Here is a 14,724-nt window from a genome sequence, read left to right as displayed (position 1 = left end):
AATCGTATATGATTTGGCTCTTTTTATTTACTTATTAAAGTGTTGTAAAATTGCTTCTACAATACGCTCTGATGCACGACCATCACCGTATGGGTTAGATGCTTTTGACATCTTATCATGAGCTTCTTTGTCTGATAACAACTCATCAGCAAGACTAAAGATTGTCTCTTCGTCTGTTCCTGCTAATTTCAATGTCCCTGCTTCAATACCTTCTGGGCGCTCTGTTGTATCACGAAGAACAAGAACCGGTACACCTAATGACGGTGCTTCCTCTTGTACCCCACCAGAATCAGTTAACATTAAGTATGAACGAGCTGCAACATTGTGGAAATCAATTACATCTAGCGGCTCAATTAAATGAATGCGGCCATGATCCCCTAAAATATCATTCGCTGTTTCACGAACAACAGGGTTCATATGAACAGGATACACAACTTGTACGTCTTCATGCTTATCAACAAGACGCTTAATTGCACGGAACATGTTACGCATTGGCTCTCCTAAGTTTTCACGACGGTGAGCTGTCATAAGTACAAGACGATCATTCCCAAGTTTCTCTAGTACAGGATGACTATATGTTTCTTTTACAGTCGTTTTTAGTGCGTCAATCGCTGTATTTCCTGTTATGAAAATGCTTGACTCATCTTTATTTTCTTTCTGTAAGTTCGTTGCTGATTTTGCTGTAGGTGAGAAATGAAGATCTGCCATTACACCTGTTAATTGACGATTCATCTCTTCTGGGTATGGAGAATATTTATCCCATGTACGAAGTCCTGCCTCGACATGACCTACTGGAATTTGATTATAGAAAGCAGCCAAGCTTGCAATAAATGTTGTCGTTGTATCACCATGTACAAGTACGATATCCGGCTTTGCTTCTTTCATTACTTTATCCAAACCTTCTAAACCACGTGTTGTAATATCAATTAAAGTTTGGCGATCCTTCATAATATTCAAATCGAAATCTGGCGTAATTCCAAAGATACTTAATACTTGATCTAACATTTGACGATGTTGTGCTGTTACAGTCACAATCGATTCAATTTTATCTGGATGCTTTTGCAACTCTAATACAAGAGGTGCCATTTTAATTGCTTCTGGACGTGTCCCGAAAATTGTCATTACTTTTAAACGTTCAGTCATTTCATTGCCTCTTTTCTTTCACTAGTTACAACTTCTATTATGACATATAAGAATATACATGAATACATACCTTTTTAACGAATAACGGAAAAGTCCCTCTTACAAATACTTTCTCTTCCAACAGAATAATACTCTATCTCTTGCTTCTTGACATCCTCATCAGTATAACAATTTCTTCCATCGAATAAAATAGGTTCTCTCATAAGTTGGGCGTACTTTTCTAACGGATAAGCTCGGATAGCCTCCCATTCTGTCATGATAAAAGCCGCACTCGCTCCTCTAATTGATTCATCTATACATTCACTATATTGTATAGTCTCCCCAAAGATATTTTTCATATTTTGAATCGCCTTCGGGTCATATAGAACTACATCCGCACCTATATTAATTAATTCTTGTATCATAATAAGGGATGGTGCATCTCTTATATCATCAGTATTCGGTTTAAATGACGCTCCCAGCACCGCAATCCGCTTCTTATTCATATTTATTACTTTCTTTGCTTTCTCAATCAATAACAACTGTTGTTTATTATTCACTTCAATGACTGCTTTTAACAAGCGAAAATCATGCGCCACATTCCCTGCAATTTGTACAAGAGCTTTCGTATCTTTCGGAAAACACGATCCCCCGTAACCAATGCCCGCATTTAAAAAAGACGCACCAATTCTCTTATCCATTCCCATCCCTTGTGCAACGTCTAATATATTCGCTCCTACCTTCTCACATATATTTGAAATTTCATTGATAAAACTAATTTTTGTCGCTAAAAAGGCATTCGATGCATATTTAATCATCTCTGCACTTTTTATATCTGTAACATACGTTTTTAAGCGTAATTCATTATATAAATTCTCCACTTTTCGTGCCGTTTCCTCATTATCTGCTCCAATTACAATACGATCTCCTCGAAAAAAATCGTAAATACCTGAACCCTCCCGTAAAAATTCGGGATTCGATGCAATATGTAATTCATATCTCCCCTGTAACTTCTCCTCAATCCATCCTCTAATCGTACCATTCGTCCCTACAGGAACAGTACTTTTTGTAACAACAATAATGTCGTTAGTCGCATATGTTCCAATATCAACACATGCACTTTGAATATATGTTAAATCCGCTGTCCCATCTAATAAAGATGGTGTTCCAACTGCAATAAATATAAACTCTGCATCGTTAAATGCTTCTTCTTTACTTGTTGTAAAAGTTAAACAGTTATTCTCATATGCTTCATTTATTAATTCATATAAACCAGCTTCATAAATAGGCAGATCCCCTTGTTTTATCCGTTCAATTTTCTCATCATTTATATCAAAACATGTAACCGAATGTCCCAATACTGCCAATCCTACTCCTGTAATCAATCCAACGTATCCGGTACCTATTATCGTAATTTTCATTTCCTTTTCGCACAGGAATATACAATAGAAAATATACGAATACATAGAATTTTTCCTGTGCTTCCCCCTCTCACATTAAAAATGAGAAAACTCTTTTACTTCTTTATTATATGAATTACTTTTTTCATTCTTTTTTAAGTTTTTGTAAAATTAAATAACTTTCATTAATTATTTGTTAAACCAATCGAGATTTTACAGGAATTAAGGCTCCTCGTTCATTCGGGATAAATTCCCACATTTTAACACGGAACTTACTCATTTCTACGTGTAACACTTATAATATTGAAATAAAAGTATTCACTATTAAAGAAAAAGAGAAAATGTCATATTCCAAAGCCCAATACGATTAACCTTCTCAAATGATTCAACATTCTGTATACAATTGTCATATATTCTATCTGTTTCCATTTACCGTAAAAACAAAAAAAGATTGAATTCTAATCTTTTTGTGATACCATATGTTATGAGCCTGTAAATAAACATCATAATTTTCAGATAAATATATTAAAAAAAATTACGTTAGACTATAAAAGGGTGGGGTATTAATGGACTCACAAGTGATTTATGCCATTTTGGCATCTTTCATCACTGTACTCGTCGTTACTCCTTTAGTTATTAAGTTAGCTTTTAAAATAGGAGCAACAGATAAGCCAAACGCGCGTAAAGTACATCAAAAGATCATGCCTCGTCTTGGCGGGTTAGCGATATTTATTGGTGTAGCTGTAGGATTTGTTGTCGGTGGCTTATATGAACAAAGAATGTTATCGATAACGCTAGGTGCGATTATCATTGTAATCATCGGTATTTTAGATGATATGTACGAGTTATCTGCGAAGGTAAAATTCGGTGGACAACTATTAGTTGCCATTATGATTGTAAAAAGTGGATTATTAGTGCAAGTATTATATATTCCAATCCTCGGGGATACTGAACTTGGATGGCTTGCTTACCCAATTACAGTATTTTGGATTGTAGGTATTACAAATGCAATAAACTTAATTGATGGCTTAGATGGATTATCTGCTGGTATTTCATCTATCGTACTTGCAACGCTAGCATATATGGCCTTCACTAGCCCATGGGGCACTGGAACAGCTATCATTTTACCTCTAGCACTAATTGCACTTGCAAGTACAATTGGATTTTTATTCTACAACTTCCATCCAGCAAAAATTTTCATGGGAGATACAGGCGCACTATTTTTAGGATACTGTATTTCTGTTATATCGTTACTTGGATTATACAAAAGTGTAACGTTATTCAGCTTTATCGTTCCAGTTATCATTTTAGGTGTACCTGTATTTGATACGACATTTGCAATTATCCGTCGTATCGTAAATAAAAAACCTATTTCAGCACCAGATAAATCGCATTTACATCACCGTTTACTTGCAATGGGCTTCTCTCATCGTAAAACGGTACTAATTATATACGCATTCGGTATTTTCTTTAGTGTAAATGCAATCATTTTCTCTAGTGCGACATTATGGTTATCCATTATTCTTCTTTTCGTTTTAATCTTCTTTACAGAGATTATCGCTGAAGTAATCGGGCTTGTACATGAACGTTACAAACCACTTATTTCCTTTTATAAAAAAGTGAAAAAACGCGAAGACTAATTGTAGTATAGCCTGTACAATTATGAAATATTCAAATAGCCTACTCTTTCTTATAAGAGTAGGCTATTTTTTTATTCATTATTTTACATTTCCAAAATATAGATTGTTTGAGAGTGTCGCTATTGGAGAAAGATATACATAATAAGAAAAGGATTATATTTTCTTTTTTACATCTTGATTGTCAAACTGAGGGTGAATGTTATGATCAAGCGAGTATTTCAATACATTATTTTATTTTTAATAATTACTATGTACGCGTCATCTCATGCAGGAGCAACTACTATTCCCCCTGCTGAACATCATCCAAATACTGAGACGACTTCTCCTACCAAAAAAATCGCGTACTTAACATTTGATGACGGACCAAACAAATATACTACACAAATTTTAAACATCTTAAAAGAAAAGAACGGAAAAGCAACTTTCTTTGTTATTGGTGGAAAAGTGCCACATTATAAAAAGACAATGCAAAGATTAATTAAAGACGGACATTATATCGGACTTCACAGTATGTCACACGATGTAAAACGTCTTTACACTGGTGATCCATCTGCTTTAATTACAGAAATGGAACAAACACAAAACATTGTTCAGCAAGTTACAAAATTAAATACACATCTCGTTCGTGTCCCGTATGGTAGCATGCCTTACTTAAAAAAGAATTACCGTGATGCGCTCGTATCAGCCCAGTATAAAATGTGGGATTGGACAATCGATACATACGACTGGAAAAGCTATGACAATTCTTCTGCCATACTAGAAAGGGTACGTAATCAGAGCGATGAACAAGTCGAAGTGATTTTAATGCATGATTCGAGTGTCACTGTACAAATACTGCCAAAAGTAATTGATTATTTACAGTCACAAGGATACAAACTTCTTCCCTATAATCCATCTTCTCATCTCGAAGTTAATTTTTGGAAAGACACAAGATTGTAACAGCTTTAGTGCCTATGTGCTAAAGCTGTTTTATTTTTCTCTTCCCACCCTTCCCATTTTTGTGTAAAATTTTAAATAGTGATGAAGTTTCGAGGTGAATAGAAATGAAACGAATAGATCTCATTTTTAACGCAATACAAAAAGGCAATTATACAGAAGGTGTAACCGCATCAGAACTCGCTACCCTGTTGCAACTAGATCGCGCCAATGTAAGTAGTGACTTAAACAAACTTGTAAAAGATACACGTTTATTAAAAACAAATACGCGTCCTGTTCGTTTTTATATAGAAACGAACACGTCGTTGGAAACGCATTCAAAAGAAGTGACTTCATTAGATACATTTGCTCTTGAAAATACAAGCCTTAAAATCGCAATTGAAAAAGCGAAAGCTTCTATTCTCTATCCTCCAAACGGTATGCACACTTTACTGCTGGGAGAAACAGGAGTCGGAAAATCTATGTTCGCTTCTTTAATGCACGAATATGCAATTGAAGTTGAACAGCTTCCTAAAAACGCACCATTTATCGTCTTTAACTGTGCTGATTACGCAAATAATCCACAGCTACTACTGGGGCAGTTATTTGGGATTAAAAAAGGAGCTTATACAGGGGCAAGTGATCAAAAAGGGTTAATTGAAAAAGCGCATGAAGGGATTCTTTTCTTAGATGAAGTACATCGCCTTCCTCCAGAAGGACAAGAAATGCTTTTCACCTTTATTGACCGCGGAGTATATCGCCGCCTTGGAGAAACAGAAAACGAGCGTAAAGCACAAGTATTAATTATTACTGCAACAACCGAAGAACCAAATTCATTTTTATTAAAAACATTTACAAGACGTATACCGATGACTGTCACACTGCCACCACTTCGTGAGCGTACACATAAAGAACGCTTTGCTTTATTACAACTATTTTTCACAAATGAAGCAATCCGCCTGCGAAAAGAAATTCACGTTAGCCCGAATGCAATGCGTGCTTTCGTCTTTTACAATTGTCCCAATAACATCGGTCAATTAAAAACGGATGTACAAATCGCCTGCGCGAAAGCCTACTCTGACTTCGTGACAAAGAAACGTGATTCTGTCTACGTTTCAAGTACAGATTTACCTTGGTATATGAAAGAAGGGCTATTCATTGAAAGAAAAAGCCGTCATATATACCAAATACCAAATGAAACATTTATATTTACAGGTGATGAAGGTTGGAGTAATCATAAAATAGAGAATGAAAAACAGTCTTCTATTTACGATTATATTGATTATAAATACGAAGAACTTCAAGCTCGCGGTATTGAAGAGGACGAATTAGAATTACTAATAGAAAATGATATTCAAAGCTTTTTCGTACAATATTTTAACCAAATGTCCAAAAAGACAAGTCATGAAAATGTTTTTAAAATTGTGGATCGTAATATCGTTTCCGTATGTGAAAAAATCGCGGAACTTGCTGAAAAGCATTTATCTAAAACGTTTGATGAAAAAGTATTTCTCGCTTTAAGTTTACATGTACAGACAACTCTACAACGTTTACAAGCTGGGAAACAAATTCATCACCCACAATTAAATCAAATTCGTACGAAATATAAAGAAGCTTTTTCCGTAGCTATGCAATGCATTCAACTACTGGAAGACGAATTACAAATAACAATGCCTATCGATGAAGCAGGCTTTTTAACAATGTTCTTCGTTGTTGATCCAATTCCTGCCTCACAAACAGAAGTAAAAGTATTAATATTAGCGCACGGCAACGGCATTGCAACAGAAATGGCAAATGTTGCAAACGAACTTCTCGGCATTGAGGAAGTAACCGGTATTGATATGCCGCTACATGAATCGCCGAAAGATTTCTTAGAGCGCGTGAAAGTGTATATGAAAACACTCCAAAATGTAAACGGGCTTCTCTTACTCGTTGATATGGGGTCGCTTGCTTATATTGGTGATATATTAGAAACTGAGTTCAAAATTCCGGTACGTGTTCTTTCCATGACTAGCACTCCACATGCACTAGAAGCAGCTCGAAAAGCTCAGCTTGGCTACTCGTTAGATGCATTATATGAAACCGTGAAAAACTTAACACCGTTTTACTTAAACGTACAAGAAGAAAAGAAAAAGCCACTATCACCAATGAAATCTGTTATTTTAACAGCTTGTTTAACTGGTGAGGGCAGTGCTTTAGCTATTCAAAAAGTGTTAGAGAACTATTTGCGATTTGACAAAGACTTAATTGAAATTATTCCGATTAGTATCGTCCATGAAAAAGATTTAACGAAAATGATTGAGAACATAAAAAAAGAGCGGAATATCATTTGTATCGTCACAAATTTCGATGTGCAAGTTCCATGCTTAACATATCATTTTCAAGATATCGTAAACTACACAGCAATTCAGCCAATTCAAGAATTAATTACGTATGAAGAAACATATGCAAAAATGGCTGACATTCTTGAACAACAAATGCAGCGTAACGACGGAGCATTACTTATTAAAACAATTCGTTACGCATTAAATACAATTCAAGAATTAATTTCCTTACAGCTAACTCCTGACAGCTTAATGGGTGTTATTCTGCATATGAGCTGTATGGTTGACCGTCTTCAAAAAGGAGAAAGCCTCCTCCCTCATCCAGATAAAGAGAAGCGAAGACAGGATGAATACTGGATGTATATGAAAGTGAAAAAGGCATTGCAACCGATTGAAAATACATTTGAAATACAAATACCCGATGACGAAGTGTTTTATATCATGGACTTCTTCATAAAAAATCAACCTGTAAAAAATTAATCGAGACAGTATTTTAAATATATCGACCGTAATACGAATTATATGAGCGATTTTCAAAATATATCGATTTACCAACAATAATCGCTAAAATTTGTACCTCATAGCAAAAAAGGCTGTTCCAAAATATGGACAGCCTTTTTTCTACTTCTTTACTTTCCTAATTCTCCCCCTGATTTCGCCCTTCTTATTGGACTTCGTATAAACATTTACATATACGTTCGCCTGAATGATTTCTTGAAGTAAGCTATCAAACGCTCTCCCCTGTAAAGGCCCTTCAAAATCCGCCACATTGACTACACCCGTCACGGCTCCTTCATTTACACTAATACCTTGCTTTAATGGGCCAAATAAGCTTAAAACAATTGGACCAATTTGATCTGCTTTCCCTAAATGAATTTGGCATGATGTAACTTTTTCGATGTTTTTCAATATGACCCGATATTGCAACTTCTTTAAATCATCACTAAATATAAACTCTGCTACACCATAAGCTTCTGTATTTACAGGAGGTATTTCCCTCTTACCTGTTAACCTCGCAAAGAAATGTGTTGTCATACGGGCATTCTCCTTATATAAATTTCCCAGCACTACTTCTACTACTTTATGGTTTATACATAATCATTTATGACTTTTTAAAGCCTTAATTACAAAGAAAAGATTCACACAATCTTTACATTAGAATCGTTCCTTTTGCTTTACTATCTCTTGTATAATGCACTTAGAAAAACATTCTAGGAGGGCATTTTGAAAAATAACAAATACACCTTTCACACATTATTAGAGATTTTTTTCGTCTCATTTAAATTAGGACTTACTTCATTTGGTGGTCCTGTCGCCCATCTTGGGTATTTCCACCACGAATATGTGCAAAAAAGAAAATGGATGGATGAACGAAGCTATGGAGATTTAGTAGCACTATGTCAATTCCTTCCTGGTCCTGCTAGCAGTCAAGTCGGTATGGGGGTTGGGTTATTAAGAGGCGGGGTATTAGGAGCTATTATTTCATGGATTGGATTCACTTTACCGTCTGTGCTTGTTTTAGTTTTCTTCGCCTCATTCCTTAATCAGTTCGATCTTGGAAGTGCTGGCTGGATTCATGGACTAAAACTTGTAGCAGTCGCTATTGTCGCTCATGCCATATGGGGAATGGCACAAAAATTAACGCCAGACCGAAATCGTGCGACGATCGCTATTGTAACTGCCGCAGTCGCCTTACTATGGCCAAATAGCTGGACACAAGTCATTCTCATTGTAGTATCTGGCTTTATCGGCTGGTTTTTATATCGCAACCAACCAATTAGCCAATCTCAAAATATAAAAGTACCTATTTCAAAAAAGATAGCAGTTTCTTGTCTCATCTTATTCTTCGGGCTATTAGTACTGCTACCAATATTAAGACCGTTCTCTTATTACATCGCTTTATTTGATAGTTTCTATCGGTCTGGCGCACTTGTATTTGGAGGTGGACACGTCGTGCTGCCCCTTCTTGAAGGTGAGTTCGTACAAAATGGAATGATGACGAAAGAACAATTCCTAGCTGGATACGGATTAACACAAGCAGTACCAGGACCACTATTTACATTCGCCTCTTATATAGGAGCAGTGCTAAACGGGACACTTGGGGCAATACTCGCAACAATTGCAATCTTTCTTCCTGCTTTCTTGCTCGTTATTGGTGTTTTACCATTTTGGGACAGTGTGAGAAAAATATCTTACATACAAGGCGCACTACTTGGAGTCAATGCAGCCGTTGTCGGTATTTTATTAGCAGCTTTTTATGACCCTATTTGGACAAGCACAATCATGAACGCTGTAGATTTTGTTTTTGCGTCTCTTCTATTTTGCTTGCTCGCTTTTTGGAAAACACCACCTTGGGTTATCGTTATACTTGGAGCCTTCGGCGGATATATTCTATCCATTTTGTAAACAAAAAACGACGGCATTATGTAGCCGTCGTTTTTTTATTAAAACTTCACAAGCTCTATTCCTTCTGGTAACTCGCTCTCTGTTAAAATACGTAATTCTTTCACACGATCCATTACGTAAGAAGAACGCTTCACAAGCTCTGGATCAATATAAGCTGGATGAACCATAATTTCTACCGTTTGCTCACCTTGTACTCTTTCTTTTAACTTCACAAAATAATCTTCCGTCACACCATCCGCATAAAAGTCACTATAAAACACGTCAGAAAATGGACGCACTGCTCGCTCTTCTTCACAACGACGAATTGGAACATTATATTTAGTAGCTAATCTTTCAAGAACATCGTGCAAAATTGGCAATCCATGTACATGATGATGACTATCTAAATGAGTTGGTTTTAATCCGTAAGATAGGAATTTCTCAATTTGAGCAGTCCACTCACTCTCAACTTCTTCTGGATTTACCTTCCCTTCCCATACGACGCCTTGTTTATGAAACACCCCATCGCTACTTACAAGTGATGGTACGTCTCCAAGAAGCGGTTTTCCTGCCGTTAAGACGAGATGTACTCCTATCCCTAACGTTTTATACTCTTTTGCTAAGCGTACCGCATGCTCTGTTCCTGGCATATTCATCATCATCGTCGTTGAATTTACAAGTCCATTTATATGCCCATCAATAATACCGTAATTTGTACCTTCTGTAAGACCGAAATCATCTGCATTTACAATTAACTTAATCATCGTAATACCTCCTAATAGAATAAAAAAAGCGGGCTAAATAGCGCCGCTTTTATTTCTCTACCTTTTTGAAGAACTGCGGAAGATGTTCTTTATGTGCTTCCAACATTTCATCTAAAATTTGTTTTGCAACTTTATCTGATGGTACAAGTGGGTTAATTGTCATAGCAAGCAGCGCTTTATGATAATCCCCTGTAACAGCAGCTTCAATTGTTGTGCGCTCAAATGATTTAATTTGTTGTACTAAACCGCGAACTGGTACTGGAAGGTCTCCCACTGCAATTGGTTTTGGACCCTCTTTTGTAATAATACAGTTCACTTCAACAGCAGAATCATGTGGCAAGCTTGCAATTGTTCCATTGTTTCGTGTATTAACAGGCTGGATATCACCTTTATTATTGTAAATAGACGTAATTAAGCTACATGCTGCATCACTATAATAAGCGCCGCCACGTTTTTCTAATTGTGGTGGTTTAATATCTAAGTTCGGGTCTTTATATAACTCGAATAAATCATCTTCTAATTGTTTTACTACTTCTGCACGTGTACCTTTTTCAACCGAAGCTTCTTTCTCTTCTTCTAGCATTTCACGTGTTTTGTAGTAGTAACGATGGTATGGACAAGGAATTGCACGAAGGCCGCGAATAAAATCTGGCTCCCAGTTAAGCGCAGCGATATTTTCCATCGTAATTTGCTTTTCTGGATCTGTTACAAGCTCTAACACACGATCCATTACACTTACGCCATCCAAATATACATCTAGTCCGTATACCATATGGTTTAAACCTGCGAAGTCAACATGTACACGACTTGCATCTACTTCAAGTAATCTCGCAAGACCCATACGGATTCCGATTGGAACGTTACATAAACCAACTACTCTTTGAATATTTGTATAACGAAGGACAGCTTCTGTTACCATACCAGCTGGGTTTGCAAAGTTAATTAACCATGCATTCGGACAAAGCTCCTCCATATCCTTACAAATATCTAAAATAACAGGAATCGTTCTCAACGCTTTGAATAAACCACCAGGACCATTCGTTTCCTGACCGATTACATCATATTTTAACGGGATCGCTTCATCTTTTGCACGAGCTTCTAATAAACCTACGCGAAGCTGCGTCGTTACGAAATCAGCACCCTTTAATGCCTCACGGCGATCAAGTGTTAAATGAACCTCGATTGGTAAACCTGATTTTTTCACCATACGCTTCGCTAAGTTACCAACGATTTCTAACTTTTCTTTTCCTGCCTCAATATCTACTAACCAAATTTCACGAACAGGAAGCTCATCATAGCGTTTAATAAATCCTTCAATTAACTCTGGTGTATAACTAGATCCACCGCCGATTGTAGCAATTTTAATTCCAGTCATGTTTTATTCCCCTTTCGCTTCAAGCTTTTTATAAAGATCGATAAACTCTGCTGCTAATTCTTTTACTGTAATCGCATTCATTAAATGATCTTGTGCGTGAATTAAAAGAACACTAATCTCTGTTTTTTCTCCTCTTGCTTCTGATTGTATGAGCTCTGTTTGGAAATGATGCGCTTCATTAATCGCTTCTTTCGCCTTTACCATCGCTTCATCAGCTTCTGCCATTTTCCCCTTTTTGGCAAATTGAAGTGCCTCCATTGCAAAGCTTCGTGCATTACCACTATTTAAAATTAATTGGAATGGAATTTGTTCTGCTGTAGTCATCATAATTACCGCCCTCTCTATTATGGTTCAACCGATTTACATACCCCTTCAGTTTGAACATGTCTATTAAATTATTATTTTATGAATGATAGTTTGGTGTTCTTGTAGATGGGTTTCATCTTTTTGAACATGATATAAAGGTAATTGTTCTCACAGATCATGTTGTCTGTGAGAACAATTACTATGTTACATAGGTACAGAGTTGTTATTTCCTTGTGCTGCTGCTTTTTCAGTACGAACAACAGAACGGTCACATAACACAACGAATGGATAATAGATTACCATCGCAATTACAAAGTTGAATAACTGTAGAATTGCACCTGAAAGATGTCCACCTGTTACAAGATAACCACTAATAATTGGTGGTGTTGCCCATGGAATCATCACAACTGTTTTTGGTACCCAGCCAATAGATATAGCTGTATAAGAAGTAATTACTAATACAATTGGCGTTATGATAAACGGTAAGAATAAAATTGGATTTAAAATAATTGGTGTACCAAAGATTACTGGTTCGTTAATGTTGAATGCACCTGGACCAATTGATAAACGAGATACACCGCGTAATTGTGCACTTTTTGCTACAAGTAATACAACTACTAAGAACGCTAATGTTGCACCAGAACCACCAAGATATACGAAAGTATCAAAGAACGGTTTTGTAACAATGTTTGGAACATCAAATGCAGATGTGCCACCTTTGAATAACTGCATATTTTTCTCTAATGCTGGTAAGTATAACGGCTCAATAATACCACCAACGATATTTGGACCATGTAAACCGAAGAACCAAAGAAGATGAACAAGGAGTACAATGACAATTGCACTTGGTAATGTCCCTGCTAAACTTTGCAGTGGCGATTGAATCGTATTAAAGATAAATTCATGAACACTTGTACCGGCTAATTTCACTGCTAATTGAATACCTGCAACTACTGTTAAAATAACAAATGCTGGAACTATAGCTGCGAAAGATCTTAAAACTGCTGGTGGTACTCCATCAGGCATTTTAAAAGTAATGTTTCTTTGTACGAAGAAACGGAATACTTCAGTAACAAGGAGTGCTACAATAATTGCTACGAATAACCCTTGTGCACCTGTCCAAGCTAAGTTCAATCCGCCTTCTTTCGGTGTTGTTGGCGTAAGAATAATTAACGCACCAAATGAAATAATACCTGCTGACAAACCATCAACGCCGTAAGATTTTGCTAAGTTATAACTTGTTGTAAATGCTATGATTAGTGCTAGAATCGCGAAAGAACCAGTCCACATTCCACCGCCAACTTGTTTCCACGTTTCACCAAACAAACCTTTCATGAAATCTTGGAAAGCCTCAGATGGAAAACCATTAATTAGTGATGCCAGTGCACCAACTAAAATAAGTGGCATAACTGCGATAAATCCGTCACGGATCGCAGCTAAGTGACGTTGCGATCCGATTTTACCAGCGACAGGAACAATATATTTCTCCATAAATGCAATAAACTTTTGCATTTCGCTTCCCCCCTAATTATTTTTTAAGTGTTAACGCGTGATCTAAAACTGCTTCTCCATTCATCATGCCGTAGTGCATTGGATTAATAACGTCGATTCCAACGTTTCTCTCATCAGCAAGCGTTTTCATTGAAGAAAGCATGTAACGAACTTGTGGTCCTAGTAATAATACATCTGCTTGATCGATATTGTTTTTTACTGCATCCCCAGATACAGCCCAAATCTTTCCTTCTAGACCGCGAGCTTTTGCAGCCGCTTCCATTTTTGTAACTAGTAAACTTGTAGACATCCCTGCTGAGCAACATAATAAAATATTCATTTGAAAATCCCCCTTGTGTAGTATAAAAAATTTATGTTTTATTTATTTTTCTTTACGCTATTTATTAATGCAATTAGCGTGCCAACTTTTTAAAACCACTAAAATCAGCACTTTTTCGACTGTTTTCTTTGTGTGTTAACGCCTTCAATTAGTGTGTCACTCAAAAAACACACAGTGTGTTATAAAACAACACGCTTTTAACACATAACTGTATGAAAATAGATTAGTGTTTAGTTGTCTAGTTGTGTTTAAAACAAAAAAACACTAAAAAAATTTTTTTAGCGTGAAAATCTATTAAAAATAAACTCCTCTTGAACACACTCCCTTATCTATTGTCCAAGCAGACTCTACTAAATTACATAGAATAGAATAGAATAGAATAGAATAGAATAACACAATTCGAAAGGGGATTCCTATGCCAAAACATAGAAAACAAAGCAAAATAAAGATTTATAGAATAACAAGCTATAAAAAAGACAAGCGTTCTGAATTAGACTCTGACAAATTCGAACTAGAACAGCAGGAGATAGAAAATAAGCAGGACAAGCATGGTAAACAGGACAAACTAGACAATCAGGACAAACTAGACAATCAGGACAAGCAAGACAATCAGGACAAGCAAGACAATCAGGACAAGCAAGACAATCAGGACAAGCAAGACA

At 36.3% G+C, this 14,724-nt stretch carries 12 protein-coding genes and 1 pseudogene; 5 read left to right on the top strand and 8 right to left on the bottom strand.

Features of this window, described 5'->3' with window-relative positions:
- Positions 1 to 27 precede the first annotated feature (27 nt).
- Positions 28 to 1,143 (bottom strand): non-hydrolyzing UDP-N-acetylglucosamine 2-epimerase, encoded by a 1,116-nt coding sequence (wecB, locus tag ACQVV1_RS27210; protein WP_242254937.1) that lies wholly within the window; start codon positions 1,141 to 1,143, stop codon positions 28 to 30.
- Positions 1,144 to 1,217: 74 nt separating this feature from the next.
- Complete coding sequence (locus ACQVV1_RS27205; RefSeq protein WP_431169811.1) at positions 1,218 to 2,588, bottom strand: UDP-glucose dehydrogenase family protein; 1,371 nt, start codon at positions 2,586 to 2,588, stop codon at positions 1,218 to 1,220.
- A gap of 500 nt (positions 2,589 to 3,088) precedes the next feature.
- Between ACQVV1_RS27205 and tagO the strand changes: the two genes are divergently transcribed.
- The 3 genes from tagO to ACQVV1_RS27190 all read left to right on the top strand — a co-directional run bounded on the left by tagO (position 3,089) and on the right by ACQVV1_RS27190 (position 7,881).
- Positions 3,089 to 4,162, top strand: a complete 1,074-nt coding sequence (tagO, locus tag ACQVV1_RS27200; protein WP_000378310.1) for a UDP-N-acetylglucosamine--undecaprenyl-phosphate N-acetylglucosaminephosphotransferase TagO — start codon at positions 3,089 to 3,091, stop codon at positions 4,160 to 4,162.
- 201 nt (positions 4,163 to 4,363) lie between these two features.
- Complete coding sequence (locus tag ACQVV1_RS27195; RefSeq protein ID WP_098587152.1) at positions 4,364 to 5,101, top strand: polysaccharide deacetylase family protein; 738 nt, start codon at positions 4,364 to 4,366, stop codon at positions 5,099 to 5,101.
- 104 nt (positions 5,102 to 5,205) lie between these two features.
- On the top strand, positions 5,206 to 7,881 hold the full coding sequence (locus tag ACQVV1_RS27190; protein ID WP_431169809.1) for a sigma-54-dependent transcriptional regulator: 2,676 nt from the start codon (positions 5,206 to 5,208) through the stop codon (positions 7,879 to 7,881).
- 141 nt (positions 7,882 to 8,022) lie between these two features.
- Here the strand turns inward: ACQVV1_RS27190 and exsM are convergent, their stop codons facing one another.
- Entirely contained in the window at positions 8,023 to 8,436 is a 414-nt protein-coding gene (gene exsM, locus ACQVV1_RS27185; protein ID WP_063221810.1) for an exosporium regulatory protein ExsM, read from the bottom strand.
- Between the two features lie 189 nt (positions 8,437 to 8,625).
- Here exsM and ACQVV1_RS27180 point away from each other — a divergent pair, with 189 nt between their 5' ends.
- Positions 8,626 to 9,807 carry a chromate transporter gene (locus ACQVV1_RS27180; protein WP_242254944.1) on the top strand — a complete coding sequence of 394 codons (1,182 nt, stop codon included), beginning with the start codon at positions 8,626 to 8,628 and terminating at the stop codon, positions 9,805 to 9,807.
- 38 nt (positions 9,808 to 9,845) lie between these two features.
- On the opposite strand, the gene chbG is transcribed toward ACQVV1_RS27180, so the two are convergent.
- The 5 genes from chbG to ACQVV1_RS27155 form a co-directional block, all read right to left on the bottom strand.
- Positions 9,846 to 10,550 carry a chitin disaccharide deacetylase gene (gene chbG, locus ACQVV1_RS27175; RefSeq protein WP_242254946.1) on the bottom strand — a complete coding sequence of 235 codons (705 nt, stop codon included), beginning with the start codon at positions 10,548 to 10,550 and terminating at the stop codon, positions 9,846 to 9,848.
- A 49-nt stretch (positions 10,551 to 10,599) separates the two neighbouring features.
- Positions 10,600 to 11,925: a 6-phospho-beta-glucosidase gene (celF, locus tag ACQVV1_RS27170; protein ID WP_000145767.1), complete on the bottom strand. Its 1,326-nt coding sequence runs from the start codon at positions 11,923 to 11,925 to the stop codon at positions 10,600 to 10,602.
- 3 nt (positions 11,926 to 11,928) lie between these two features.
- Positions 11,929 to 12,252, bottom strand: a complete 324-nt coding sequence (locus ACQVV1_RS27165; RefSeq protein WP_242254950.1) for a PTS lactose/cellobiose transporter subunit IIA — start codon at positions 12,250 to 12,252, stop codon at positions 11,929 to 11,931.
- Positions 12,253 to 12,435: 183 nt separating this feature from the next.
- The gene (celB, locus tag ACQVV1_RS27160) at positions 12,436 to 13,743 is read right to left on the bottom strand and encodes a PTS cellobiose transporter subunit IIC (protein ID WP_001168824.1); all 1,308 of its coding nucleotides are present in this window, start codon (positions 13,741 to 13,743) and stop codon (positions 12,436 to 12,438) included.
- Positions 13,744 to 13,759: 16 nt separating this feature from the next.
- The gene (locus ACQVV1_RS27155) at positions 13,760 to 14,062 is read right to left on the bottom strand and encodes a PTS sugar transporter subunit IIB (protein WP_078994117.1); all 303 of its coding nucleotides are present in this window, start codon (positions 14,060 to 14,062) and stop codon (positions 13,760 to 13,762) included.
- Between the two features lie 415 nt (positions 14,063 to 14,477).
- On the opposite strand from ACQVV1_RS27155, the pseudogene ACQVV1_RS27150 reads away from it, so the two are divergent.
- Positions 14,478 to 14,724 (top strand): annotated as a pseudogene (locus ACQVV1_RS27150) (polyamine aminopropyltransferase); the annotation flags it as partial.

The sequence above is a fragment of the Bacillus basilensis genome (genome assembly GCF_050630465.1).
In the GTDB taxonomy this organism is placed as follows: Bacteria; Bacillota; Bacilli; order Bacillales; family Bacillaceae_G; genus Bacillus_A; species Bacillus_A basilensis.
Note: the sequence above shows the minus strand (reverse complement) of the source record. Positions and strands in the feature narration are given on the sequence as shown.